The organism is Dongia deserti, assembly GCF_003574735.1.
Classification (GTDB): Bacteria; Pseudomonadota; Alphaproteobacteria; order Dongiales; family Dongiaceae; genus Dongia_A; species Dongia_A deserti.
Genome location: NZ_QORW01000002.1, coordinates 51,855 through 76,361, shown reverse-complemented (window position 1 = coordinate 76,361; position 24,507 = coordinate 51,855). Strand labels below are relative to the sequence as shown.

Annotated in this window: 24 protein-coding genes; 22 read left to right on the top strand and 2 right to left on the bottom strand. The window is 64.7% G+C overall.

Annotated features, from left to right (window positions below; genetic code table 11):
- The first annotated feature begins 256 nt into the window (after window positions 1–256).
- From DTX69_RS03375 to nagA, 4 genes are read left to right on the top strand one after another with little or no spacing between them, the layout of a single operon-like run.
- On the top strand, window positions 257–1,147 hold the full coding sequence (locus DTX69_RS03375) for a BadF/BadG/BcrA/BcrD ATPase family protein (protein WP_162916596.1): 891 nt from the start codon (window positions 257–259) through the stop codon (window positions 1,145–1,147).
- Window positions 1,144–1,923 (top strand): GntR family transcriptional regulator, encoded by a 780-nt coding sequence (locus DTX69_RS03370; RefSeq protein WP_119300098.1) that lies wholly within the window; start codon window positions 1,144–1,146, stop codon window positions 1,921–1,923. The genes DTX69_RS03375 and DTX69_RS03370 overlap by 4 nt, the downstream gene beginning before the upstream one ends.
- Window positions 1,920–2,966 (top strand): SIS domain-containing protein, encoded by a 1,047-nt coding sequence (locus DTX69_RS03365; RefSeq protein ID WP_284735523.1) that lies wholly within the window; start codon window positions 1,920–1,922, stop codon window positions 2,964–2,966. Before DTX69_RS03370 ends, DTX69_RS03365 begins: the two co-directional genes overlap by 4 nt.
- A complete protein-coding gene (gene nagA / locus DTX69_RS03360) occupies window positions 2,963–4,108 on the top strand; it encodes an N-acetylglucosamine-6-phosphate deacetylase (protein ID WP_119300097.1) in 1,146 nt (381 codons plus the stop codon). Before DTX69_RS03365 ends, nagA begins: the two co-directional genes overlap by 4 nt.
- Here the strand turns inward: nagA and DTX69_RS03355 are convergent.
- Window positions 4,105–4,848, bottom strand: coding sequence for a copper homeostasis protein CutC (locus DTX69_RS03355; RefSeq protein WP_119300096.1), 744 nt, complete (start codon window positions 4,846–4,848; stop codon window positions 4,105–4,107). The genes nagA and DTX69_RS03355 overlap by 4 nt on opposite strands.
- A gap of 80 nt (window positions 4,849–4,928) precedes the next feature.
- On the opposite strand from DTX69_RS03355, the gene DTX69_RS03350 reads away from it, so the two are divergent.
- The 13 genes from DTX69_RS03350 (at window position 4,929) to DTX69_RS03290 (ending at window position 18,385) form a co-directional block, all read left to right on the top strand.
- Window positions 4,929–5,813: a protein phosphatase 2C domain-containing protein gene (locus DTX69_RS03350; protein ID WP_119300095.1), complete on the top strand. Its 885-nt coding sequence runs from the start codon at window positions 4,929–4,931 to the stop codon at window positions 5,811–5,813.
- Window positions 5,814–6,112: 299 nt separating this feature from the next.
- A complete protein-coding gene (gene gfa / locus DTX69_RS03345; RefSeq protein WP_119300094.1) occupies window positions 6,113–6,685 on the top strand; it encodes an S-(hydroxymethyl)glutathione synthase in 573 nt (190 codons plus the stop codon).
- Window positions 6,686–6,779: 94 nt separating this feature from the next.
- Window positions 6,780–7,889: an S-(hydroxymethyl)glutathione dehydrogenase/class III alcohol dehydrogenase gene (locus DTX69_RS03340; protein ID WP_119300093.1), complete on the top strand. Its 1,110-nt coding sequence runs from the start codon at window positions 6,780–6,782 to the stop codon at window positions 7,887–7,889.
- A gap of 94 nt (window positions 7,890–7,983) precedes the next feature.
- A complete protein-coding gene (gene fghA / locus DTX69_RS03335; RefSeq protein ID WP_119300424.1) occupies window positions 7,984–8,850 on the top strand; it encodes an S-formylglutathione hydrolase in 867 nt (288 codons plus the stop codon).
- 68 nt (window positions 8,851–8,918) lie between these two features.
- Entirely contained in the window at window positions 8,919–9,554 is a 636-nt protein-coding gene (gene pncA / locus DTX69_RS03330) for a bifunctional nicotinamidase/pyrazinamidase (protein ID WP_119300092.1), read from the top strand.
- A gap of 95 nt (window positions 9,555–9,649) precedes the next feature.
- Window positions 9,650–10,531, top strand: a complete 882-nt coding sequence (locus tag DTX69_RS03325) for an FAD binding domain-containing protein (protein WP_119300091.1) — start codon at window positions 9,650–9,652, stop codon at window positions 10,529–10,531.
- Window positions 10,528–13,206, top strand: a complete 2,679-nt coding sequence (locus DTX69_RS03320; RefSeq protein ID WP_119300090.1) for a molybdopterin-dependent oxidoreductase — start codon at window positions 10,528–10,530, stop codon at window positions 13,204–13,206. Before DTX69_RS03325 ends, DTX69_RS03320 begins: the two co-directional genes overlap by 4 nt.
- Window positions 13,203–14,684, top strand: a complete 1,482-nt coding sequence (locus DTX69_RS03315) for a 6-hydroxynicotinate reductase (RefSeq protein WP_119300089.1) — start codon at window positions 13,203–13,205, stop codon at window positions 14,682–14,684. The genes DTX69_RS03320 and DTX69_RS03315 overlap by 4 nt, the downstream gene beginning before the upstream one ends.
- Entirely contained in the window at window positions 14,681–15,538 is an 858-nt protein-coding gene (locus DTX69_RS03310; protein ID WP_119300088.1) for a UPF0280 family protein, read from the top strand. The genes DTX69_RS03315 and DTX69_RS03310 overlap by 4 nt, the downstream gene beginning before the upstream one ends.
- Before the next feature lie 11 nt (window positions 15,539–15,549).
- Window positions 15,550–16,131 (top strand): amino acid synthesis family protein, encoded by a 582-nt coding sequence (locus DTX69_RS03305; protein WP_119300087.1) that lies wholly within the window; start codon window positions 15,550–15,552, stop codon window positions 16,129–16,131.
- The gene (locus DTX69_RS03300) at window positions 16,132–16,587 is read left to right on the top strand and encodes a MarR family winged helix-turn-helix transcriptional regulator (RefSeq protein ID WP_119300086.1); all 456 of its coding nucleotides are present in this window, start codon (window positions 16,132–16,134) and stop codon (window positions 16,585–16,587) included. It begins immediately after the preceding gene.
- A gap of 8 nt (window positions 16,588–16,595) precedes the next feature.
- Window positions 16,596–17,180: an amino acid synthesis family protein gene (locus DTX69_RS03295; RefSeq protein WP_119300423.1), complete on the top strand. Its 585-nt coding sequence runs from the start codon at window positions 16,596–16,598 to the stop codon at window positions 17,178–17,180.
- Between the two features lie 11 nt (window positions 17,181–17,191).
- Entirely contained in the window at window positions 17,192–18,385 is a 1,194-nt protein-coding gene (locus tag DTX69_RS03290; RefSeq protein ID WP_119300085.1) for an amidohydrolase family protein, read from the top strand.
- 18 nt (window positions 18,386–18,403) lie between these two features.
- On the opposite strand, the gene DTX69_RS03285 is transcribed toward DTX69_RS03290, so the two are convergent.
- Window positions 18,404–19,144 carry a TerC family protein gene (locus tag DTX69_RS03285; protein ID WP_322090875.1) on the bottom strand — a complete coding sequence of 247 codons (741 nt, stop codon included), beginning with the start codon at window positions 19,142–19,144 and terminating at the stop codon, window positions 18,404–18,406.
- Between the two features lie 273 nt (window positions 19,145–19,417).
- Here DTX69_RS03285 and DTX69_RS03280 point away from each other — a divergent pair, with 273 nt between their 5' ends.
- The 5 genes from DTX69_RS03280 to DTX69_RS03260 all read left to right on the top strand — a co-directional run bounded on the left by DTX69_RS03280 (window position 19,418) and on the right by DTX69_RS03260 (window position 24,505).
- A complete protein-coding gene (locus DTX69_RS03280; RefSeq protein ID WP_119300084.1) occupies window positions 19,418–20,605 on the top strand; it encodes a mandelate racemase/muconate lactonizing enzyme family protein in 1,188 nt (395 codons plus the stop codon).
- Window positions 20,606–20,607: 2 nt separating this feature from the next.
- Window positions 20,608–21,519, top strand: coding sequence for an NAD(P)-dependent oxidoreductase (locus DTX69_RS03275; RefSeq protein WP_284735522.1), 912 nt, complete (start codon window positions 20,608–20,610; stop codon window positions 21,517–21,519).
- Window positions 21,520–21,550: 31 nt separating this feature from the next.
- A complete protein-coding gene (locus tag DTX69_RS03270) occupies window positions 21,551–22,297 on the top strand; it encodes a DUF1194 domain-containing protein (protein ID WP_119300082.1) in 747 nt (248 codons plus the stop codon).
- A gap of 133 nt (window positions 22,298–22,430) precedes the next feature.
- Window positions 22,431–23,528: an ABC transporter ATP-binding protein gene (locus DTX69_RS03265; protein WP_284735521.1), complete on the top strand. Its 1,098-nt coding sequence runs from the start codon at window positions 22,431–22,433 to the stop codon at window positions 23,526–23,528.
- A 2-nt stretch (window positions 23,529–23,530) separates the two neighbouring features.
- Complete coding sequence (locus tag DTX69_RS03260) at window positions 23,531–24,505, top strand: ABC transporter permease (RefSeq protein WP_119300080.1); 975 nt, start codon at window positions 23,531–23,533, stop codon at window positions 24,503–24,505.
- Window positions 24,506–24,507 lie beyond the last annotated feature (2 nt).

The following is a 24,507-nucleotide window of genomic DNA, read 5'->3' as shown; positions in this document are numbered from 1 at the left end:
ACCGAAATAATACCACCGTTGTCGAGACGGAATCTGCATCCTTTCTCCCGTCGCCTCGACTGCCTTATTCGAAAATCCCAGGACGACATCGTTCCTTGTAAATTCCAGAACAAATCCAACATGCTGTGACAAAGTCGTGTCTGCTCTCGCGTCCAAAATTGACCATGGATTATTCACTGGCGTTCCCGTGCGCACGGTCATATATTGGTAGCTAATTGGCATTACTCCTCTTCTACGAAGGTCGGCGAGCTGGGCTGTGACAGCGGCGTATTTCCTCGGGATCGATGGTGGCGGCACCAATTGCCGCGCGCGGGTGCGCGACGCCGACGGTCGCCTGATCGGGGAGGCGACGGGCGGCCCATCCAATATTGCCACCGACCCGATCGAAGCGATGGCCACGATCGCCAAGGTCTCGGAAGCTGCGTTCGTGAAAGGCGGGCTGCCCGCCGCGCGTCTCTCGCAATGCTCCGCCTGCTTTGGCCTCGCCGGCGCCAACATGGCGGGCGCAACCGAGCGCGTGCTGGCCCACACCTGGCCGTTCCAGATGCTGCGCATCGAGCACGACGGAATCATCGCCTGCGTCGGCGCCCATGCCGGAGAGGACGGCGCGATCGCCTCGATTGGGACCGGCGCGGTTTACGTCGTTTCCATCGGCGGCAAGCTGCAGACCTTCGGCGGTTGGGGCTTCATGCTGTCGGACCAGGGCAGCGGCGCCGATCTCGGGCGCGAGGCGCTTCGCCGCTCGCTCTATGCGCGCGACGGCCTGATCGAATCGACGCCCTTCACCGACGCGGTATGGGCGCGCTTCGATCATTCGGTCGAAAAGCTGCAGCACTTTGTCGAGGACGCGAAGCCTCGCGATTACGGTGCCTTGGCGCCCCTACTCTTCCAGCATGCGGAGCAGGCGGACCCGATCGCGCGCTTCATCATCGAGCGCGGCCAGACCGGAGTCACGCTGGCGCTGGACCACATCGTGAAGCTCGGTATCGTACGCATCTGCCTTCTCGGCAGCATCGGCAATGCCTATCGGCCCTATCTCCCCGCGCGGTTCGAGTCTTACTTGACCGCGCCACGCCATGATCCCCTGGACGGCGCGATCCTGCTCGCCGGCGGCCGCTGCGCCCCAAGCGCGGAGGTGCGGTCATGACCGATACGCATGCCGTCTTCACGCCGGGCGGCTTCGGCGATGCCGCCGCGGGGCCGCTCTATCTGCGTCTCAAGGCGCTGATCCAGGGCGCGATCCACGATGGCAGGCTGCGGGCCAACGATGCGCTGCCGTCGGAGCGCGAGATCGCGAGCATGCTGGACATCTCGCGCGTCACCGTGCGCAAGGCGCTGACCGATCTGGTGGAGGCAGGCGTGCTCACCCAGCGGCGCGGCTCCGGCACCTTCGTCACCAGCGGCGCAACGCGCGTGGAACAGAGGCTGTCGCGCCTCACCTCGTTCACGGAGGACATGCTGGCGCGCGGCCTGACGCCGAGTGTGCGCTGGCTGCTGAAGGCCGTTGCACCGCCGACGCCGGAAGAGGCAATGGTGCTGGGCCTTTCGACCGGCGAGCGCGTGGTGCGCCTGCGCCGCCTGCGCCTGGCGGACGATCAACCGATGGCGCTCGAGCAGGCGGTGGTGGCGGCGCGGCTATTGCCGAACCCGGAAGCGATCGGCAGCTCGCTCTACGTCGCGCTGGAGGCCGCAGGCATCCGGCCCGTCCGCGCTCTGCAACGCCTGTCGGCCGAGAGCCTGAGCGCGGAGGATGCGCAGGTGCTCGGCGTCGAGCCGGGTGCGCCGGCGCTCTATATCGAACGTATCTCTTACCTGAAGGATGGCCGGCCGGTGGAATTCACCAAATCGCACTACCGCGGCGACACTTATGATTTCGTGGTCGAGCTGACGACCGAACAGATGAACAGCGGGGGCCAGTCGTGAACGCCGCGAATTCCGCGAGCTGGATGGCGCGCGAGACGGCGGAGTCCGGCGACGCTGTCGCGCGGCTGCTCGACCAGTCGGGCAATGCGATCCGCGCCGCAGGCAAGCTCTTGCGCGATCTCGATCCGCGGCTGGTTGCGATTTGTGCCCGTGGCTCCTCGAACCACGCCGCGGCGTTTTTCAAATACGCGACAGAGACACAGATTGGACTGCCGGTCGTGCCGATCGGGCCATCGATCGCTTCGGTCTATCAGACACCGCTGCGCCTGAGTGGCACGGCCATGCTGTTGATCTCGCAATCGGGCCGCAGTCCGGATCTGCTGGCGATGGCCAAGGCGGCACAACAAGGCGGCGCGAAGATCATTGCCTTCGTGAACGACGCTGCGTCACCGGCGGCGGAGGTAGCCGATCTCACGATTCCGCTGCAGGCCGGCCCTGAGAAGAGCGTCGCGGCAACCAAGTCCTGCATCGCGTCGATGGCAGCCGGCCTGGCGCTGCTGGCGGATTGGTCGCGGGATGGCGTGCTCAACAGTGCGCTTGCCGAATTGCCGGGTGCGCTGCGCGCTGCCGTCGCTGCCGATTGGTCGGAGATGGTGGCGCCGCTCGTGGCTACGCGCTCTGCCCTGATCATCGGACGCGGCGTCGGCTATCCGATCGCGATGGAAGCCGCGCTGAAATTGAAGGAGACGGCGTCCTTGCACGCCGAGCCGTACAGCGCGGCAGAAGTGCTGCATGGGCCGATCCAGATCGTGCAGAAGGGATTCCCAGTGCTACTGTTCCGCCAGCGCGACGCGGCAGGCGATTCGCTCGATCACTGTGCCGCCCGGCTCGCCAATGCAGGTGCACAGGTTTTCGTGGCCGGCGCCGCCAACGGCAGCGCGAAGGACTTCACACATTTGCCTGTCGCATCCTCCAACCATCCAGCGACCGAGCTCATTTCCGCAATGGTCTCGTGCTACGCGACGGTCGATCGCATCGCGCGGGCGCGCGGTTTCGATCCCGACACGCCGCCTCTCCTCAAGAAAGTCACGGAAACCCTATGACCCGGTTCGCGATCGCAGGCGCGGAAATTTTCGATGGCACCAAGCGTCGGCCGCTTCATGCGGTAGTCGTCGACGGCGCGCGCATTCTCGATGTCGTGCAGGAATCCGTCCTACCAGGCGATCTGCCGGTCCAGCGCTTGCCGGGCGGTGTGCTGGCGCCCGGCTTCATCGATGCCCAGGCGAACGGCGGCGGCGGAGTCCTGCTGAACGACGCACCGACGGCGGATGGTGTGCGCACGATCTGCGATGCGCACGGACGGTTCGGCACGACGGCGCTGCTGCCGACCTTGATCACCGATTCGCCAGCAATCACGGCGAAGGCGGTTGCTTCCGTCAAGCAGGCCATCGCGAATGGAACGCTCGGTTGCCTCGGCTTGCACCTGGAAGGGCCGTTCCTCTCACCGGAGCGGCGCGGCGCGCATGACGCGAGCCTCATTCGCACCATGACTGATGCCGATGTCGATGAGATCCTGTCCCTCGGCATCGAGACGCTGCTCATCACCGTCTCGCCGGAGCGGATCGCGCCGGCGATCATCCGCCGCCTCGTCGATGGTGGCGCGATTGTCAGCCTCGGCCACTCCAATGCCACTTATGACCAGATCCTGACGGCGGTCGATGCGGGCGCGCGCGGCGTCACGCATATTTTCAATGCCATGTCGCCGATGACCCATCGCGCCCCAGGTGTGGTGGGCGGCGCACTCGATTCCGGTGAATTGTGGTGCGGGCTGATCGCGGACGGACACCACGTGCATCCGGCGGCCATCGGGATCGCGCTCCGCGCCAAGCGGCAGCCGGGCCGCATCTTCCTGGTGACGGACGCCATGTCCACAGTCGGTTCAGGTCAGCAGACCATCACGCTCAACGGCCGCACCGTCTGGCGCCGGAACGGCGCGCTGGAACTGGAAGACGGAACCCTGGCCGGCTCGGACCTCGATATGATGTCGGGCGTGCGCTACCTGGTGAAGCAGGTAGGGGTCGAACTGGGCGAAGCTTTGCGCATGGCGTCAACCTATCCGGCGGAGTTCCTGAAGCGGCCGGAGCTCGGAGGCATCGCCGCGGGCGCGCGCGCCGACCTTGTCCACATCGACGACGATCTGAAGGCCAAGGCGATCTGGCGCGCTGGCGTGCGCCTCGACGCCTAATGCGCGGCGTCGAGGACGGACCGTATGCCGTCCTTGGTAGTGACCAGCCGCGCATATTCGGCCGGCCGCAATTCGCCGCCCATGAAGACGTGCGGGTTGCGGTGATGCATGCCGCTCGGTGCTTCGCTCAAGGCCGCGAAGTGAATCTCGCTGGCGCCGGTTTCGTGCACGATGCGCGCGACGTTGCGTGCGGTGATGCCGCCGCCCGGCATGACGATCAGGCGCCCCGCCGCCAGCTCGATCAAACGCCGGATCAGCGGAGCGCCTTCCAGCGCGCTCGGTTCCTGGCCGGAGGTGAGCAGGCGATCGACACCCAGGCCGATCAGCGTCTGCAGCGCCTCGATCGGATCCCGCGCCGCGTCGAAAGCACGATGAAAGGTGACGGAAAGCGGCCGCGCCGCCGCGATCAGTCTTTCGCTCAGCTTGGCATCCACGCGCCCGTCCGCCGTCAGGCAGCCGAATACCACCCCACCAGCCCGGGCCGCCTTGGCTGCGGCGATGTCGCGCAACATGATCCCGATCTCGATGTCCGAATAGAGGAAGTCACCGCCGCGCGGCCGGATCATCACCTGCACCGGCAGCTTGGTGTGCGCGATCGCGGTTTCCAGCAGGCCGAGGCTGGGCGTCGTGCCGCCTTCCAGCAGATTGGCGCAGAGTTCGACGCGATCGGCGCCGGCCTCAGCCGCCGCGATGGCGCCATCCACCGAATCAATGCAGATTTCCGAGATCAGTCCGGTCATGAAAAAGCCCTTATGTCGATCGAGCGTGCATGTCCGATCATTGACCCGACTTCCTTAGTAATAGCAACGCGAATTTCCGCATGATTTCCGCCTTCACGCTGCTGACCGCCGCCACCGAAGCCGGTTCGAAAACCAATGAAGACGGCTATGGCCTGTGGCCGCCCGAGGCGCCGCGGGCGGCGTGGGTTCTGGATGGCGTGACGGGCATCAACGACCGCGCCCTGCTGCCCGGTCCGAGCGATGCGGCCTGGTTCGTTGCGCAGGTCCAGAAGGCGCTGCCGACTTTGCTGTCGCAATCGCCGGACATGCCGATTGGCGAGCTGGTTGGCGCCTTGGTTCACGAGATGGAGCGGCGCCAAGCCGAATCGTGGATAGACCCACGCGGCGCGGACGGTTGGGAAACGCCGGCGGCGAGCTTCGCTCTGGTGCGCCTTCTCGGCGCAGACATTGAGATCGCGCGCCTTGGCGACTGCCTGGTGCTGCTCGAAGGAGCGGACGGTGCCGTCAGCGTCATGGACCATCCGGTGCTGGATCAGATCGAGGCAGAAACCAGGCGCGCAATTTTAGACTTGCGCGCGGCCGGCATGACCGATCGGCGACGGCTCTTTGAAAGGATGACGCCCATGCTGCGCGCGCAGCGCCGGCGTCGCAATCGCAATGATGGGTATGGCGTCCTGGCAGCGGAACAAGACTGCATCGCGATGGTGCATGTGAATCGCATACCCTTGCAGGCGCTGCGCAGCGTGCTGCTGGCCAGCGATGGCTACTATCGCTTAGTCGATCATTACGGTGCGATGACCGACGCCGAATTGGTTCGCCATACCCGCGCGCGGGGAGCGGACGCGCTGCTCGAACAATTGCGCGCCATTGAGGCGGGCGACCCGTTAAGCGCCGCTTATCCACGGCTCAAGTGTCGCGACGATGCGACTGCCTTGCTGATCTGCGTTGGCCAGGGCAAAAGGTAGCGGCTTGGTTCGCGGCGGACTGAAATGGTCCTGGCGTGAACTGTTCAAACTGTTCTAATCTTCTCCTCGAAAAAACCTCAGCCGGTTTCGACCCTCCAATGCTACCTAAGGACAATATCCAGGCTACCGCGGTTTGGCGCACTCTTAGTCGTTAAGAAGTGATGACGGGCTGCGAAACCTTTCCGAGGGTTGCAGGGGTGACCAAGCTGCGCCGGCACAACACGCCTTAGGGATCTGAGTACTTTTAAGATCGCCTCGCTTCACGAGGCTCGTTCCAGGCAAAACGGGAGGACGATGAAATGGCAGTCAAAATTCATCCATCAGTGGATAGCGGAATCAAGAAGGGGAAAGCCGACTTTGCCGGCGGATCCTTGACCTGCAGGTGCGCGAGCGACCCGGTCGAGGTTCGCTTGAGTTCGCAGACCGCACACAACCACGCCTGTGGTTGCACGAAGTGCTGGAAGCCCGAGGGCGCTCTGTTCTCGGTCGTCGCGGTCGTGCCGCGCGACAAGGTGGCGGTCACGAAGAATGAGCACAAGCTGAAGATCGTCGATCCGAGCGCCACGATCCAGCGGTATGCCTGCACCGGCTGCGGCGTCCATATGTTCGGCCGGATCGAGAACAAGAACCATCCGTTCTATGGGCTCGATTTCGTCCATACCGAGCTGTCGAAGGACGAAGGTTGGCAGGAGCCGCAATTCGCCGCGTTCGTGTCCTCGATCATCGAATCGGGCGCGAAGCCGAGCGAGATGGGTGCGGTCCGGGCGCGGCTCCGTGAGCTGGGGCTGGAGCCGTATGACTGCTTGTCACCGGCGCTGATGGACGCGATTGCGACGCACGTTGCGAAGCAGTCCGGCAAGCTGGCGGCCTAGCCCTATTAACCGGCGACTGGGGTTGCAGTCGAGGGGCAGGTGACAGCCTGCCTCTCGGCTACGTACGAATTGAGATCGAGGAGGAGTTGGAACCATGAAAGCCCGCGCTGCCGTAGCCGTTGCCGCCGGAAAGCCGCTGGAGATCGAAGAAGTCGATCTGGAAGGCCCGAAGGCCGGCGAAGTGCTGGTCGAAGTCAAGGCGACCGGCATCTGTCACACCGATGAATTCACGCTGTCGGGCGCGGACCCGGAAGGCCTGTTCCCGACCATCCTGGGCCACGAAGGCGCCGGCATCGTTGTCGATGTGGGACCGAGCGTCACCAGCCTGAAAAAGGGCGACCACGTCATCCCGCTCTACACGCCGGAATGCCGGCAATGCGAATACTGCCTGAGCCAGAAGACCAATCTCTGCCAAGCGATCCGCGCCACCCAGGGCCAGGGCCTGATGCCGGACGGTACCAGCCGCTTCTCCATGGGCGGCAAGAAGCTCTACCACTACATGGGCTGCTCGACGTTCTCGAACTACACCGTGCTGCCGGAGATCGCGCTCGCGAAGATCCGCGAAGACGCACCGTTCGATAAGGTCTGCTACATCGGCTGCGGCGTGACCACCGGCATCGGCGCCGTGATCAACACCGCCAAGGTGGAGCCCGGCGCGAACGTCGTGGTGTTCGGCCTTGGCGGGATCGGCCTCAACGTGATCCAGGGCGCGCGCCTGGCCGGCGCCAACATGATCGTCGGTGTTGACGTCAACCCGGCGCGCAAGGAATTGGCGACCAAGTTCGGCATGACCCATTTCGTCAATCCGAAAGAGGTCGAAGGCGACATCGTCCCGTACCTGGTGAACCTGACCAAGGGTGGTGCCGATTACAGCTTCGAGTGCATCGGCAACGTCAAGGTCATGCGGCAGGCCCTCGAGTGCTGCCACAAGGGCTGGGGCGTTTCGGTCATCATCGGCGTTGCGGGCGCGGGCCAGGAAATCTCCACCCGTCCCTTCCAGCTGGTGACCGGCCGCGTCTGGAAGGGCACGGCGTTCGGCGGCGCGCGTGGCCGCACCGACGTGCCGAAGATCGTCGACTGGTATATGGAGAAGAAGATCAATATCGACGATCTGATCACCCATAAACTGGCGCTGAAGGACATCAACCAGGGCTTCGACCTGATGCATCAGGGCAAGTCGATCCGCAGCGTCGTCGTTTATTAACCTCAGCCTGTCTGCCCCTGGCGGCGGAGCTAGCAAGGCTCCGCCGCTCTTGTTTCTGCGGATGCATGGTATTTTCGAAATGGCGGAGGATTGGATGGCCACGGAACCCTGGGTGCAAGCTGGCTTGTCGCCGATCAAGCGCTGGAAGAGTTTCGGCGGGGACCAGCTCGTGTTCGCGCATGACAGCAAGGCGACCGGCACGCGCATGGAATTCGCGGTCTATGTGCCGCCGCAGGCCGCGAAACAGCCCTGGCCGGTGCTGTTCTATCTGTCCGGCCTCACCTGCACGTGGGAGAACGTCACGACCAAGGCCGGCTTCCAGCACGCCGCGGCGGAGCACGGCATGGTGATCGTCGCGCCGGACACCAGCCCACGCGGCGACGATGTTGCGGACGATTCGGGCTATGATCTCGGCAAAGGCGCGGGATTCTATCTCAATGCGACGCAGGCGCCCTGGTCCAAGCATTTCAAGATGTACGATTACGTCGTGCAGGAGTTGACGGAACTGGTCGCGCGGGCCTTTCCGGTCAACTTCGCGCGCTTCGGCATCACCGGCCATTCCATGGGCGGGCACGGCGCGCTTACCATTGCGATGAAAAACCCGGATCGGTTCAAGTCGGTCTCCGCTTTCTCGCCGATCGTTGCGCCGAGCCAGGTGCCCTGGGGCCAGAAGGCTTTCCAGGCCTATCTGGGACCGGATCAGAAGACTTGGGCGGACTATGATTCCTGCGCCCTGATGGCGAGCCGCGGCTGGTCGCGCGACATCCTGATCGACCAGGGTGATGCCGACGAGTTCTTGGCCCAGCAGCTGCGTCCGGAACTGTTCGCCGAGGCCTGCAAGGCACGGCGCGTCCCGCTGACCCTGCGCATGCAGGCGGGGTACGATCACTCCTACTACTTCATCTCGACCTTCATGGCCGAACACGTCCGTTGGCACGCCGAGCGGCTGCACGCAAGCTGACTCCGGGGGCGCGTTGCGCCCCTCCCGGTGCCCTCCTATAGTTCCCACAAAAGTGGGAGAGGACGGCCATGGCCGGGAAAGTCACGCCGACGGTGGAAGATGCGCTGATCGTCATCGATGTGCAGAACGATTTCTGCCCGGGCGGCGCGCTCGCCGTCCCCAAAGGCGACGAGATCGTGCCGCTGGTCAATCGACTGATCGACCGGTTCGACCATGTGATCCTGACCCAGGACTGGCACCCGCGCAGCCATTCCTCGTTCGCCTCCACTCACAAGGGCAAGCCTTTCACCAACGTTAAACTGTCCTATGGCGAGCAGACCCTGTGGCCGGATCACTGCGTGCAGGGGACAAAGGGGGCGGAGTTCCACCGCGATCTCGCGATCCGGCCGAGCGAGTTGGTTCTACGCAAGGGTTTTCGGAAGGAGATCGACTCCTATTCGGCGTTCTACGAGAACGACCGCACGACAAAGACCGGCCTCTGTGGATATCTCCGGGACCGTGGCCTGAAACGCCTCTTCATGTGCGGGTTAGCCACGGATTTCTGCGTCGCATGGTCGGCCCTCGACGGCAGACGGGAAGGTTTCCCGGTGGTCGTCCTCGAGGATGCCTGCCGGGCGATCGACCTCAATGGCAGCCTGACTGCCGCCCGGGGCGAGATGATCAAGGCTGGCATCACGGTGACCGATTCCAGCCACATCGGCTGATCCGTTCCGCCTCACTGCAGCGTTGACTCTGGCCGCCACGGGTGCAGAATGGCCAGATCGTTCGTATACGAACGATCACCGATCGGGAGCCGGGGATGCTGGGATCCCGCACGCCATCTGGGCCGGAAATATTGCCGCCGCGCTATGCGCGGCCGAGGCTGCTGGACGAGGCATTGGCTCTCCGCCACGGCGGTGCGCAGATCATCGCTGGCGGCACGGACTTCTATCCCGCCCGGGTCGGTCGGCCGCTTTATGATCGTGATGTCCCGTGCGTCTTGGACCTGACGGCTCTGGCAGAGTTGCGGGGAATCCAGGACGAAGCGGGCTGCCATCGAATCGGCGCCCTGACCAGCTGGACCGAGATCGCCGAGGCCCCTTTGCCGGCGCAGTTCTATTGCCTGCAGGCAGTCGCGCGCGAGGTCGGCGGTCGGCAGATCCAGAACCGCGGCACCATCGGCGGCAACCTGTGCAACGCCTCGCCGGCGGCGGACGGCGTGCCGGCTCTGCTGGCGCTGGGCGCGGAGATCGAGTTGCTGAGCCGCGCCGGGAAGCGCGTGCTTCCCCTGTCGGAGTTCATCCGTGGTCCGCGCCAGATCGCGTTGCGCGCGGACGAGATCGCCTCCGCCGTCGTCATCCCGAAGCCCAAGGGCGCGGCGCATAGCAGCTTCGTCAAGCTCGGCGCGCGCAAGTATCTCGTCATTTCCATCGTCATGGCAGCCGGCTATCTCGACGTGGTCGGCAGCCGTATCGCCGAGGCGCGCATCGCGGTCGGCGCCTGTTCTCCGGTGGCGCAGCGCCTGCCGGCCCTGGAGGCCGCGCTGAAAGGCGAGGTCGCCATCTCGAGCCTCTCGCGTCTTGTGAAGCCGGAGCATCTCGCACCGCTCAAGCCGATCGACGATGTGCGGGCCAGCGCGGAATACCGTGAAGAGGCTGCGCTCACGGTGGTAAGGCGCCTGCTCGAGGAGCTGTCGGCATGAACGAGGTCAGCGCCGTTCAGTTCTCGCCGGACACGGTATCGCTGACCGTCAATGGCACGGCGCGCGCCTATCGGGGCGATGGCTTGCGGCGGCTGGCTGACGTGCTGCGCGACGATTTCGGGCTCAAGGGCACCAAGATCGGCTGCAACGCGGGCGATTGCGGCGCTTGCACGGTCCTGATGGATGGCGCGCAGATCTGCGCCTGCCTGGTGCCAGTCGGCCAATGCGATGGCGCTGCCATCACCTCGGTCGAAGGACTGGGCGGAGCCTCGAGGCTCAGCGACCTGCAGCGTTCCTTCCTGGCCCACGGCGCGGCCCAATGCGGCATCTGCACGCCCGGCATGTTGATGGCCGCGAGCGATCTGCTGACGCGCAGCAGCAGCCCTTCGCGCTCCGAAGTGGAGGATGCGCTGGGGGGCGTGCTGTGCCGCTGCACCGGTTATCAGAAGATCGTGGAGGCAGTGCTCGACGTAGCGCGGCCGGCGCACATTGTGCGCGATGGCAATGTCGGAGCACGCGCGGCGAAGGTCGATGGGCCGGCGAAACTCATGGGGACGGAACGCTACGGCGCCGATGGCATTCCGGCTGATGCGCTCTATGTCCGTGCGATCCGCTCGCCGCATCCTTGTGCCAAATTCGCGCCGGGCAATCTGGAGGCGTTTGTCGCCGCGCGGCCGGGACTCGTGCGGGCGCTGACGGCGCGCGACGTGCCGTTCAACGCCTACGGCATCTATCCCAACATCAAGGATCAGCCGGTTCTGGCAGATGGGCTAGCGCGCTATCGCGGCGATCCGCTGGTTGCCTTCGTCGGCACGCGCGAAGCGATCGAAGCCATTCGCGACGAGGAGGTGCCGATCACCTATGAGCCCTTGCCGGCAATCGTCGGGGTTGATGCGGCCAAGGCTGCATCGCCGCTCCATGCCGGCAGGGATCAGAACGTCCTGGCTGATGGCGGTGTGACGTGCGGCAACATCGAGATCGTCTTCGGCAGTGCCGCGCATGTCGCTGAAGTCGAATACGAGACCAGCTTCGTCGAGCACGCCTATATCGAGCCGGAAGCCGGCTGGGCGGAGCGCAAGGGCGACACGCTGGAAGTCCATGTCTCGACCCAGAATCCGTTCCAGCATCGCGATGATCTGGCGCAGATCCTCAATCTACCGAAGCAGGCCGTCCGCCTGATCAGCAGCGCCGTCGGCGGCGGGTTCGGTGGCAAACTCGATCTCAACGTCCATCCGCTGGTCGCCCTGGCCGCGTGGCTCTGCGACAAGCCGGTCGGCTATATCTATACGCGCCCCGAAAGCATGGCGGCGTCGACCAAGCGCCACCCGGCGCGCGTCAAGGCCAAGGCCGCGTGCGACGCGTCCGGCAAGCTCAGCGCCTTCTGGTCGCATGCGGAGCTGGATACTGGCGCCTATGCAAGCTGGGGTCCGACTGTCGCCAATCGCGTGCCCGTCCATGCGCCGGGACCGTATATCGTGCCGCATGCCAAGACGCGCGGCACGGCCTACTTCACCAATTGTCCGCCCTCGGGCGCGTTCCGCGGGTTCGGCGTCCCGCAAAGCGCGATCGCCAGCGAGGCGGCGATGGACACGCTGGCCGACGCGCTCGGGACGGATTGGCTGGACTTCCGGCGTCGGAATGCGCTCAAGGCCGGCGACAAGACGATCACCGGCCAAGTGCTCGACGATTCGGTCGGTATCGTCGAGACGATCGATGCGGTCGAACCCTATTGGCGCACGTGGAACAACGCTGCGGCCGTGTTCAACGCAGGCTCGCCGCGCGTGCAGCAAGGCGTCGGCATTGCCTGCTCCTGGTACGGCATCGGCAATACCTCGCTCAGCAATCCGTCGGAAATGAAGATCGGCATCGCGCCCGATGGCCGCATCACGCTCTACTGCGGCGCGGTCGATATCGGTCAAGGCTCGAACACGGTCCTGACCCAGATCGCGGCGGACACGCTTGGCATCGCGGCGTCCGACATCAAGCTGGTGATGGGCGACACGGCGCTGACCCTCGATGCCGGCAAGACCTCCGCTTCGCGCCAGACGTTCGTCACCGGCAAGGCGTGCGAGCTGGCGGCCCTGGATCTCAAGGCCAAGCTCGCGCAGGTGAAGGACCGTGCGGCACTCCGCAATATGCCGGTCGACAATCATGGCGACGTGTTGACCGGCCATGGCCGCTTCGATCCGCCGACCACCATGCTCGACGAGAAGGGGCAGGGCGTGCCGTACGCCTGCTACGGCTTCGCGACCCAGGTGGCGCTGGTGCAGGTCGATCTCGATTTCGGCACGACCAAGGTCCTGAAGATCGCCGCCGCGCACGATGTGGGCAAGGCGGTCAATCCGCAGCAGGTCGAAGGCCAGATCCATGGCGGCACGGCACAGGGCATCGGCCTCGCGCTGATGGAAGAATACATCCCCGGCCGTACCGAGAATTTGCACGATTATCTGATCCCGACCTTTGGCGACATGCCGGAGATGATCTGCAGGATCATCGAGGCGCCGACGCAGCATGGACCGTATGGCGCGAAAGGCGTCGGCGAGCCGGCCTTGATTTCCACCGCGCCGGCAATCTTCGGTGGCATCTATCGTGCCACCGGCGTGCGGGTCACGAAAATTCCGGTACTGCCGCACCGGCTGCGCGCCGCGATCCGCGCCAAGGAAGGGACGCGATGAACGAGGTCGCACCGACTGCTGAAGCTGACGGCATCGTACGGTGTGATGCGTGCCCGGTCCTGTGCCGCATCCGGCCGGGCAAGCTCGGCGCCTGCGACCGCTACGGCAATGTCGATGGCAAGCTGGTGCGCACCGACCCGTTGGTCCTGCTGGACCGCTCGGTCGAATCCGGGCGCGGCGCGGTGCGGTTCCTCGAAGGCGCACGCGACTGGAGCGGCGAGTTGCTGCGGCAGCCGGAGGCATTCGTGACCGGCATCGGCGCCACCACCACCTATCCCGACTACAAGCCAGCGCCCTTTATCGTCTCCAGCCAGGTGGACGGCGTCGATTGCGTCACCGTCGTGACGGAAGGGATCTTCAGCTATTGCGGCGTCAAGGTGAAGATCGACACGGACCGCTATGTCGGTCCGGAGCAGGCGCCGGTCCGCGTCAAGGGCGAGCAGATCGGCCACGTGACCACGCACGAATACGGCTCGCAGATGCTGTCGCTCGGCGGCGTGCGGCACTTGACCGGCGGCTCGAAAGCCGAAGGCAATGTCACCTGCGATGCCTTGATGCGGCTGTGCAACAAGGAAGCGGTGGAGATGGCGATCGACGGCGGCTCCACCATCGTGGTGCAGGCAAACCAGCCGCCGATCGTCGACGGCCACGCCGAAGAGCGCATGCGCGTTGGCTGCGGCTCGGCTGTCACCGGCATCTTCGCCAAGCAATGGTTTGGCCTGGCCGATGAAGTCGTGGTGGTGGATGAGCACATTACCGGCATCTTCACCGAGCACCAGGCCGGCCGCATGCTCGATGCGAAGCCGAGTGGCATCAAGATTCGCGGCCGCAAGTCGACGCCTGGCCGCTATTTCCAGGTCGCGAAGCCGGGTCTGGGCTGGGGCGGCACCGATCTTAAGGATCCGCTGGAAATCGTCGAAAGATTCGATCCCAAAACTGCATGGCCGGGCCTGCGCCTGTTCATGGTCTCGACCACCGGCGAGCATTATGCCTGGTACGTGTTAGACGAGGAATTGAAGCCGCGCCCCGCTGATCCGCCGTCGGAGATCGACAAGCTGGTCGCCCGCATTGCGGAGAATTGCGAGCCGGCGCTCAGCACGGTGCTGTTCATGGGCGGTGCCGGTGGCAGCTTGCGCGCCGGCGTCACGGAGAATCCCGTGCGCCTCACCATGTCGGTGAAGGACAAGTTGACCCGCGTCACCTGTGGCGGCGCACCGGCCTACGTATGGCCGGGCGGCGGCATCACGGTGATGGTGGACGTGGCGCGCATGCCCGACAGGTCCACCGGCTACGTGCCGACACCGGCGCTCGTTTTCCCCATCGAGTTCACCATGCGGCTGGAGGATTACCGCCTGATGGGCGGGCATGTGACCAACATCGTGCCGGTGGACCAGGTGCTGGCGGAGCAGCGCAAGAAGGCGGTTGCGCCGCATGCGGAGAATCCCTGGCCGATGAAACCGCCTAGAGGTGCGGAATGAGCGCACAAGCCTCGCTTCTGCCCGGCAACCGGCTGCATCTAAACCACGGGCCGATCGACCTCGTCATCTCGGCCGATAGCGATGCGCACGACGTGCGTCGCGCCTATCAGGTCGCCGCGGCGATGTTTCCGAATATCTTGCCGGAACTCGTGGCGAAGCTCGCGATCCTGCGCGCGCCCATCGATGACGTGAAGCCGATGATCATGTATCCGATCGCGCGGCGCATGGTGGACGCCGTCTGGCCCTATCGCAACGTGTTCGTCACGCCGATGGCGGCGGTTGCCGGCGCGGTGGCGGACCATGTCTTGGACATGATGGTGGAAGCGGCGCCGTTGCGGCGCGTCATCGTCAATAATGGCGGTGACATCGCGATCCACTTGGCCGATGGGCAATCCGTGCGCGCCGGCGTGATCGGCGATCTGTCGCTGCCCAGGATGGATGCGACGATCGAGATCGCGAGCACCGATCCGGTGCGCGGCATTGCCACCTCCGGCTGGCGCGGCCGTTCGCAATCGCTGGGCATTGCGGATTCGGTTACCGTCCTGGCTCAGAACACGGCGATGGCCGACGCCGCCGCGACCATGATCGCCAATGACGTGGTCGTCGACGACCCAGTGATCGGGCGACTACCGGCGCGCGAGGTACGCGACAATAGCGATCTCGGCGACCTGCCGGTCACTGTCGCGGTGGGACTGCTGTCGTCGCAGAAGGTCGCGCAGGCGCTGGAGAACGGTGCCCGGCGCGCGGCCGAGCTGCAGGCGCGCGGACTTATCGCCGCGGCTTATCTGCAGCTGCAGGACCAGGTGCGTGTGGTCGGCGCCGTGCACCAGCCGGTGCCGTCACGCGCTGCATGAAAGGAATCGGTATGGGCGAGATCAGCATCCGCAAGTCGCAACTCATCATTGACAAGATCTGGCACGATGGCGGGCCGGCCTTGAAGGAGCCGCGCCTGCGCGGCGCGATCCTGACGGTGATCAAGAACCCGTTCGCCGGCCGCTATGTCGAGGACATCCAGCCCTTCATGAAGCCGCTGGAGCAGCTCGGGATTGGCATGGCCCGCGAGCTGGCCGAGGCGTTGGGTGGGCCGAAGGCGGTGCAGAGCTACGGCAAGGCGGCGCTCGTGGGATTGGCGGGCGAGCTGGAGCATGGCGCTCTGTGGCACGCGCCGGGCGGCTATTCCATGCGCGAGGTTCTGGGCGGCACCAAGGCGATCGTCCCATCGACCAAGAAGGTCGGCGCGGCCGGTGCGCGCATCGACGTGCCGCTGCATCACATCAATGCCGCCTATGTACGCAGCCATTTTGATGCGATCGAGGTCGGCATCAACGACGCGCCGAAACCGGACGAGATCATCTACATCCTGGCGATGGGAACCGGCGCGCGCGTGCATGACCGCGCCGGCGGCCTCAAAGCCAACGAGATCAAGGGTGAAGACGGGCAGCGCTAGATGAAGCCGGAGCAGCGCACGCTTCAAGTCAGCGATCCCGCCGATTCCTATCGGCTGGAGGACCAGGTCGGCTATTGGCTGCGCCGTGCCTATCAGCGCCACATGGCGATCTTCGCCGGCGTGATGAGCGATCTCGACCTCACCTCCATGCAATTCGCGGCGCTGGTCAAATTGCACGAGTTGAAGGCGGTCTCGCAGACCGAATTGGGGCGCCTGACCGGCATGGATCGTGCCACCATCTCCGGCGTGGTCGCGCGGCTGAAAAAGCGCGATCTTGTGCTCTATAAGCCCGACCCGCTGGACAAACGCTCGCGCATCATCGCGCTGACGCCAGGTGGGGAGAGCTTGCTGGCCGAGGCGATGCAGCGCATCGGGCGCGTGACGGACCAGACTCTTGAGCCGATCGAAAGCGCTCAGCGCGAAAGCCTACGGGCAATCCTGCAAAAGATGGGATGAGGCTGATCATGAAAAGCGACATCAGGAAGATCGTTGTCACGGTCGAAGAAACCCATCGCGAGAGCGGCAAGACCGTCAACCCAGTCACGCGCAAAGCAGCTGCCATCGCCGTCATTGCCAATCCATTCGCCGGCAAGTTTGTCGGCGATCTGACGCCGCTCATGGATATCGGCGAGGAATTGGGCGGCTATCTCACCAAGAAGGCGGTCGAGGCGCTCGGCATCGAAGGCGGCAAGGCGGAAAGCTACGGCAAGGCCGCAATCGTGGGTGAGGGTGGGGAACTCGAGCATGCCGCGGCTATCCTGCATCCGAAGCTCGGCAAGCCGGTGCGCGAGGTGCTGAGCAAGGGCGCGGCGCTTATCCCCTCCGCCAAGAAGATGGGCGGCATCGGCACGCCGGTCGACGTGCCGTTGGGTCACAAGGACGCCGCCTTCGTGCGCAGCCATTTCGACGGCATGGAGGTGCGCATCGCCGATGCACCGCGCGCCAACGAGATCCTGGTCGCGATCGTGGTGACGGATTCCGGCCGGCCGTTCCCGCGCGTCGGCGGCTTGCAGAAGCACGAGATCAAGGGCGAAGACGGACTGCGCTAAGGGAGGCGATCATGGCGGAACCGACGGCAGCCGGCGGATCGGCAGGGAAGATGGTGATCCGTAATGTCGGATTGATGCTGTCCGGCGATCTGAAACGCCCGATCCTCGATGCCGACGCGATCATCGCGGACAAGGGCCGCATCGTCGCGGTGGGTAAGGAGCACGATCTCGACACCTCCGGCGCGCAAGTCACGATCGACGCCAAGGGCTGCGCTTTGTCGCCCGGCCTGATCGACAGCCACGTGCATCCGGTGTTCGGCGATTGGACACCGCGGCAGAGCCAGCTTGGCTGGATCGACTCGTTCCTGAACGGCGGCGTCACCACCATGATCTCGGCCGGCGAAGTGCATCTGCCCGGCCGGCCCAAAGACATCGTGGGCCTGAAAGCGCTCGCGATCACCGCGCAGCGCAGCTTCGATGCGTTCCGCCCCGGCGGCGTGAAGGTGCATGCCGGTGCGCCGGTGATCGAGAAGGGCATGGAGGAGCACGACTTTGCCGAAATGGCAAAGGCCGGTGTCAAGTTGCTGGGCGAAGTGGGCCTCGGCTCGGTGAAGGCGGGCGACGAAGCCAAGCGCATGGTCGCCTGGGCGCGCAAGCACGGCATCCAGTCGACTATCCATACCGGTGGCCCGTCTGTTCCGGGTTCTGGCTACATCGACAAGGACGTAGTGCTGGAGGCCGACGCAGACGTGATCGGCCACATCAACGGCGGCCACACGGCCCTCGACCTCAAACAGATCGAGTGCCTGTGCGAGCAATGCAGCCGTGCCATCGAGATCGTGCACAACGGCAACGAGATGGCCGGCCTGCACGCCGTGAAGATCGCAAAGCAGCTGGGCCAGCTCGACCGTGTCATCCTCGGCACGGATTCACCCGCGGGTTCCGGCGTTCAGCCGCTCGGCATCCTGCGCGTGATCGCCATGCTGTCGAGCTTTGGCGACCTGCCCGCCGAACAGGTGTTCTGCTTTGCCACCGGCAACACGGCGCGCATCCGCAATCTCGATTGTGGGCTGCTGGAGCCGGGCCGCACTGCGGATTTCGTGTTCATGGACAAGGCGCAGCACAGCTCCGGCCGGGATCTGCTGGATTCCGTGCGCAAGGGCGATCTGCCCGGAATCGGCATGGTGGTGATCGACGGAGTGGTGCGCTGCCAGCGCTCGCGCAACACGCCGCCCGCCGACCGCGTGCCTGCGATCGTGCACTGACGCGTCAGAAATACCCCTCTAGACCACCCGCTCTCCAGTGTCGGCTTTCCGCGCTTGTTTGCGGCGCACCATCATATTGAGCGCTTCGACGCCAGCCGAGAAGGCGATGGCGAAATAGATGTAGCCCTTCGGGATATGGAAGTGCAGCGCTTCGGCGATCAGTGCCGTGCCGATCAACAGCAGGAAGGAGAGGCACAGCATCTTGACCGTCGGGTGATTGTGCACGAAGCGGCCGACCGGCGCCGCGGCCACCAGCATCACGATCATAGCGGCCACGACGGCCGCCACCATGATGGCGATGTGATCGGCCATGCCGACGGCGGTGATGACCGAGTCCAGTGAGAACACGATGTCGAGCAGCGCGATCTGGATGATGGCGGCAAGGAACGACAGATGGGGCCGCGCGGCCCCCCCGTGCTCGCCGCTTTCGACCGAGTGATGGATCTCCATGGTCGCTTTGACCAGCAGGAAGATGCCACCGCCGCCCAGGATGATGTCGCGCCAGGAAAGCTCATAGCCCCACAGATCGGCGATCGGTCTGACCAGGCCGGCGACCCAGGCGATCGAGAACAAGAGCGCCAGCCGGGTCAGCAGCGCGAACACCAGCCCCCAGCGTCGTGCGGAATCCTGCAGCTCCGGCCTGCAGCGCGAGGCGACGATCTGCACGAACATCAGGTTGTCGATGCCGAGCACGATCTCGAGCGCGGCCAGCGTAAGGAACGCGGCCAAGGCCTCGCCCGTCAAAAGCTCTGCCATCATTTCCGTGTGTCTCCATCCCTTAAATATCAAGGCAGCCGCGCCAGCCCTTGGGAGCCGGCGCGGCCGAGGTCCTGTCATATAGGGGGCGAGTGCCGGCTTTGCCAGCAGCCCAAGGGTCGAAACCGGTCCTCCGTCGCACGATTCCGGCGGATTTTTCGCCTGAGACCGACTGTCCACGACCCGTTAGCGTCGTTTCCGAAGGCCGGTTTGCACCAGGGTCGGGCTTGTCCTAGGGTCGCTGACAGCGCGGTTCAGAGGGGCGTCTGGCAGGCCATGAAAGTCAAGGACATCCAGGTTTTCATCGTGGGCAATCCGCCGCCCGGCTTCGGCGGACGCTATTTCGTGTTCGTGAAGCTGACGACGGATGACGGCATCACCGGCATCGGCGAGATCTATTGTGCGACGTTCGGGCCGCAAGTGATCAAGGCGATGACCGAAGACGTGTTTGGCCGTTACGTCGCGGGCATGGACCCGTTCCACATCGAAAGCTTGTGGCGCCAGGTCTATAGCAGCGGCTACACGCAGCGCCCCGATCCATCCCTGATCGGCGTGCTGTCTGGCATCGAGATCGCGCTGTGGGACATCCTGGGCAAGGCGACGGATAAGCCTGTCTACGAGTTGCTGGGTGGCCGCGTGCATGAACGCCTGCGCAGCTATACCTATATCTATCCGCAGGGCGATGAGGATGAGAGCCTCTATCACAATGCGGAGCTGTCGGCGAAGCGCGCGGCGGAGTACGTGAAGCAGGGTTTCACCGCGGTGAAGTTCGATCCGGTCACGCCCTACACCGCGTTCGATCCGCGCCAGCCGTCGCTGGAAGCGCTGGACCGCGCGGAGAAGTTCTGCCGGCTGCTGCGCGAAACCGTGGGCAGCAAGGCCGATCTGCTGTTTGGCACCCACGGACAGTTCACCGCGTCCGGCGCCATCCGCCTTGCCAAGCGCATCGAGCCCTACGATCCGCTTTGGTTCGAGGAGCCGACCCCGCCGGAAATGCCCGAGGAGATGGCGCTGGTCGCGCGCGGCACCTCCATCCCGGTCGCGACCGGCGAGCGGCTCTGCACCAAGTATGAGTTCTCCCGCGTGCTCGAGTTGCGCGCGGCCTCCATCCTGCAGATGGCGCTGGGCCGGGTCGGCGGTATCTGGGAAGCCAAGAAGATCGCCGCCATGGCCGAGACGCACTACGCGCAGATCGCGCCGCATCTCTATTGCGGCCCGGTGGAAGGTGCCGCGAACATCCAGTTCGCGGCCTCGCTGCCGAATTTTCTGATCCTCGAGAGCATCCAGACCTGGGGCGGCTTCCATGCGCAGCTATTGAAGAAGCCGATCCGGTGGGAAGAGGGCTACATTATTCCGTCGAGCGAGCCTGGTCTTGGCATCGAGCTCAATGAAGACGTCGCACTCGCGCACCCCTACACGGGCGACCGGCTGCATCTCGAGATGACCAATCATCCGGTGTCGTGAGCATGCGGTACGGCTTCATCGGTCTGGGTCACCTCGGCGGGCATCTCGCGGCGAGCTTGCTGCGGCATGGTTTTGCGCTGACGGTGCACGACCGCAGCCGCACTGCTGCCGACGCGCTCGTCGGGAAAGGCGCTATCTATGCGCCGAATCCAAGAGCGCTCGCTGAACAATGCGACGCCGTCATTACCTGCCTGCCGTCACCGGCGGCGAGCGAAGCCGTGCTTGCCGGTGTGGACGGAATTCTGGCTGGGCTCAAGAGAGGCAGCACCTGGATCGAAATGAGCACATTGGGTCGCGATGAGATCCTGCGCCTCGCGAACCTCGCTGAGGCGCGCGGTGTTGCCGTGCTCGAATGTCCGGTTACCGGCGGCGTGCATCGCGCGGCAGCAGGTGATATCACCATCCTGATCGGCGGCGACGAGGAGCTGTTCACCCTGCACAAGCCGGCGCTCGAAGCGATGGGCGGCGCGATCTTCCACATGGGTCCACTGGGATCGGCGGCGGTGATCAAGGTGATCACGAACATGCTCGCCTTCATCCATCTGGTGGCGGCCGGGGAGGCGCTGATGCTGGCGAAGAAAGGTGGGCTCGACCTCGCTCAGGCGTTCCATGCGATCCGGGCCAGTTCCGGCAACAGCTTCGTGCATGAGACGGAAAGCCAGCTGATCCTGAACGGCAGCTACGATGTCGGCTTCACCATGGACCTTGCCTGCAAGGACCTTGGCTTCGCGATGGGCATGAGCGATGAGTTCGGCGTCCCGCTGGAGCTGGCGCGCCGCACGGCGGAGATCTTCCAGCAGGGCCGCGCCGCCTATGGCGGTGACGCACAATCGACACAGATCGTGAAGCTGTTGGAGGATGCGCTCGGAACCGATTTGCGTGCGCCGGGGTTTCCGGCCAGACTAACCGGCTAGGTCATTCCGCATCTGCAAGGGATGGGGCGCAATGCACGGAATCCGTCTTGCTCTGGCGCTGGCCTGTTGTCTGTGGAGTGCTGACTGTCTGGCGCAAAGCGCGGACGTGCCGCGGGTCGATGTCGCCCTCGTGCTGACGGTCGACGCCTCCGGCAGCATCGATACCGAGGAGTTCCAGCTGCAGAAGGAGGGCATCGCCAGCGCGGTGGCCGCTCCCGAAGTGCTGTCGACCATCAAGTCCGGCCGCAACGGCCGGATCGCCATCGCCTATGTCGAATGGGGCTCACCCGGCGGCGCGCAGCTGGTGGTCGACTGGATGGTGGTCAACGACGAGGCAAGTGCCTCGGATTTCGGCAATGCCGTTCTCGAAGCGCCGCGCTCGATCCAGAGCTACAACGCGATCGGCGATGCGATCGACCTCTCGGTCAAGCTGTTCGAGACCTGCCCGTGCCGGCCGACGCGCCGGGTGATCGATGTCTCCGGAGACAATCCGGACAACCGCAGTCATCTTCCTGCGCCCTTGGCGCGCGATGCGGCAGTTGCGCAGGGTGTGACCATCAACGCGCTCGCCATCCTGCAGGATGGCAGGCTGGGCCCCGAGGGGCGCCCCTGGCTGGTCGAGGCCTACGAGCGAACCATTATCGGCGGGTTCGGCGCGTTTGCGATCGCCGCCAGCAGTCGCGCGGACTTCGCCCGTGCCCTGCGCGAGAAGATGGTGATGGAGATTTCGGGCATATGTCCGGCGCGGGAAAGCGATCTGGCACAACGGGTCCGCTGAACCATTTGGGTCAGCCGTATCTTCTTGACGCGCCCGGCATTGACAGTCGTGGAACCGGCCCGGCACAGTAGTGCCGAGGCTTTGCGTTAAAACGACAAAAACAAAACCCAGAGACTATATTCTTGCGGGGGACATGATGGCCTCGGCCGCGGCCGTAGAAGCAAAGAACGTCACCAAAGTGTTTGGCGTGGGCCAAGAGGGTGTACGGGCGCTGGATGGCGTTTCCGTCACGATCCGCGAGAACGAATTCTTCACACTGCTCGGCCCCTCTGGCTGCGGCAAGACGACCTTACTCCGTCTTATCGCCGGCTTCGATTTTCCGACCGAAGGCGAGATACTGCTCTACGGGGAGGACATCGCGCCGCTGCCGCCCTTCAGGCGACCGGTCAACACGGTGTTCCAGAACTACTCGCTGTTCCCCCACATGACCGTCGGCCAGAACATCGGCTTCGGGCTGGAGATGCTCCGCAAACCCAGGGCCCAGGTCGACGCGCGCGTCACCGAGATGCTGCGCCTGGTGCGGATGGAGGAGCTGCGCAACCGCAAGACCGGCCAGATCTCCGGCGGCCAGCAGCAGCGTGTGGCGCTGGCCCGCGCCCTGGCGCCGCAGCCGAAGGTCCTGCTGCTCGACGAGCCCCTGTCCGCACTCGACTACAAGCTGCGCAAGGACATGCAGATCGAGCTGAAGCGCCTGCAGAACGAGACCGGCATCACCTTCATCTTCGTGACACATGATCAGGAAGAGGCCCTGACCATGTCGGACCGCATCGCGGTCATGTCGAAGGGGCACATCCTGCAGGTCGGCTCGCCGCGCGACATCTACGATCACCCGGCCGAGCGTTTCGTCGCCAATTTCATCGGCGAGACCAACTTCCTGCAGGGCGAACTGGCCGGAACCTCCGGTGGCAGCGCCAATGTGCGCCTCAGCTGCGGCGGCGCCGCGATCACGGCAACGTTACCGGAGGGCTTCACGCCCAAGGAGGAGGTGACCGTGGTGGTGCGGCCCGAGCATGCGCAGATCGTCGGCAACGGCGCCCGGGCGACGCTCAGGGGCACGTTGGAGAACGTGGTCTATTTCGGGACCGACACGCACTTCCATGTCCGGCTCCAGGACGGCAACGAATTCATCGTCCGCCAGCAGAACAGCCGGGCGAACCCACATACCTTCGTACAGGGTGACCAGGCGGGTATCGTGATCGGCGATAACTCCGCCCAGGTCCTGAGGGATTGACCATGCCGACCGCGTACGAAGTCGCCGATACCATTGAAGGCCGTGAGGGCCGGCATCGGCTGACCGCACGCGAAGTCGCAGAGGCCGCCGAGCGCCGGGACATCCGGAACCGCTGGTACCTCATGACACCGTCCCTGGTGATCCTGATCGTGGCAGCGATCGGTCCGCTCTTCATCATGGCGGTCTATTCCTTCCTGGCGAAGGGCAGCTACGGCGGCGTGATCTGGGATTTCTCCACCGACGCTTGGGTCAGCGTGTTCCTGGAGCGTGACATCTTCGATGATGCGCTGAGCTTTGCTGACGCGCACATGATCGTCTTCTGGCGCAGCGTGCGGCTCGCCGGGATCACGACCATCCTCACCCTGATCTTCGGGTTCCCGATCGCGTACTTCATCACCACGCGGCCGGAGCGCCAGCGCGACATCTGGCTGTTCCTGGTGACGATCCCGTTCTGGACGAACCTCTTGATCCGCACCTTCGCGATCCAGGAGCTCATCCGGCGCGACGGCGTGATCAACAACATCCTGACGTGGGCAGGCATCATCGACCAGCCGATCCAGATGCTGAACACCGACTTTGCCATCGCCTTGGGCATGGTCTATGTGTACCTGCCGCTGATGGTGCTGCCGGTCTATGCCAGCATGGAGAAGCTGGACTTCCGCATGGTGGAGGCCGGCTACGACCTCTATGCCGGCCGGCTTGCCGTGCTGCGGCGGATCATCATCCCGCTGGTGAAGCCCGGCCTCATCGCCGGCTCGATTCTCGTCTTCATCCCCTCGATCGGCGCCTTCGTGACGCCGGCGCTGCTCGGCGGCGGCAAGAAGATGATGGTCAGCAACCTCATCTCCCTGCAGTTCGGGCAAGGGCGAAACTGGCCGTTGGGTGCTGCCCTTTCCATCACTCTGATGGCGATCGTGATGGCGGCCCTGCTAATCTATGTCCGCAACGCCTCGCGCGCCTCGTCCCGGACTCACTAGGA

Bases quoted from the DNA above. Each gene is read 5' to 3' on its own strand.
- DTX69_RS03315 (WP_119300089.1), top strand. From the start codon at position 13,203: ATGAACGAGGTCGCACCGACTGCTGAAGCTGACGGCATCGTACGGTGT.
- DTX69_RS03325 (WP_119300091.1), top strand. From the start codon at position 9,650: ATGCTGGGATCCCGCACGCCATCTGGGCCGGAAATATTGCCGCCGCGC.
- DTX69_RS03320 (WP_119300090.1), top strand. From the start codon at position 10,528: ATGAACGAGGTCAGCGCCGTTCAGTTCTCGCCGGACACGGTATCGCTG.
- DTX69_RS03270 (WP_119300082.1), top strand. From the start codon at position 21,551: ATGCACGGAATCCGTCTTGCTCTGGCGCTGGCCTGTTGTCTGTGGAGT.
- DTX69_RS03280 (WP_119300084.1), top strand. From the start codon at position 19,418: ATGAAAGTCAAGGACATCCAGGTTTTCATCGTGGGCAATCCGCCGCCC.
- gfa (WP_119300094.1), top strand. From the start codon at position 6,113: ATGGCAGTCAAAATTCATCCATCAGTGGATAGCGGAATCAAGAAGGGG.
- pncA (WP_119300092.1), top strand. From the start codon at position 8,919: ATGGCCGGGAAAGTCACGCCGACGGTGGAAGATGCGCTGATCGTCATC.
- DTX69_RS03290 (WP_119300085.1), top strand. From the start codon at position 17,192: ATGGCGGAACCGACGGCAGCCGGCGGATCGGCAGGGAAGATGGTGATC.
- DTX69_RS03355 (WP_119300096.1), bottom strand. From the start codon at position 4,848: ATGACCGGACTGATCTCGGAAATCTGCATTGATTCGGTGGATGGCGCC.
- DTX69_RS03260 (WP_119300080.1), top strand. From the start codon at position 23,531: ATGCCGACCGCGTACGAAGTCGCCGATACCATTGAAGGCCGTGAGGGC.
- DTX69_RS03370 (WP_119300098.1), top strand. From the start codon at position 1,144: ATGACCGATACGCATGCCGTCTTCACGCCGGGCGGCTTCGGCGATGCC.
- fghA (WP_119300424.1), top strand. From the start codon at position 7,984: ATGGCCACGGAACCCTGGGTGCAAGCTGGCTTGTCGCCGATCAAGCGC.
- DTX69_RS03310 (WP_119300088.1), top strand. From the start codon at position 14,681: ATGAGCGCACAAGCCTCGCTTCTGCCCGGCAACCGGCTGCATCTAAAC.
- DTX69_RS03305 (WP_119300087.1), top strand. From the start codon at position 15,550: ATGGGCGAGATCAGCATCCGCAAGTCGCAACTCATCATTGACAAGATC.
- DTX69_RS03265 (WP_284735521.1), top strand. From the start codon at position 22,431: ATGATGGCCTCGGCCGCGGCCGTAGAAGCAAAGAACGTCACCAAAGTG.
- DTX69_RS03295 (WP_119300423.1), top strand. From the start codon at position 16,596: ATGAAAAGCGACATCAGGAAGATCGTTGTCACGGTCGAAGAAACCCAT.
- DTX69_RS03340 (WP_119300093.1), top strand. From the start codon at position 6,780: ATGAAAGCCCGCGCTGCCGTAGCCGTTGCCGCCGGAAAGCCGCTGGAG.
- DTX69_RS03300 (WP_119300086.1), top strand. From the start codon at position 16,132: ATGAAGCCGGAGCAGCGCACGCTTCAAGTCAGCGATCCCGCCGATTCC.
- DTX69_RS03285 (WP_322090875.1), bottom strand. From the start codon at position 19,144: ATGATGGCAGAGCTTTTGACGGGCGAGGCCTTGGCCGCGTTCCTTACG.
- DTX69_RS03350 (WP_119300095.1), top strand. From the start codon at position 4,929: ATGATTTCCGCCTTCACGCTGCTGACCGCCGCCACCGAAGCCGGTTCG.
- nagA (WP_119300097.1), top strand. From the start codon at position 2,963: ATGACCCGGTTCGCGATCGCAGGCGCGGAAATTTTCGATGGCACCAAG.
- DTX69_RS03275 (WP_284735522.1), top strand. From the start codon at position 20,608: ATGCGGTACGGCTTCATCGGTCTGGGTCACCTCGGCGGGCATCTCGCG.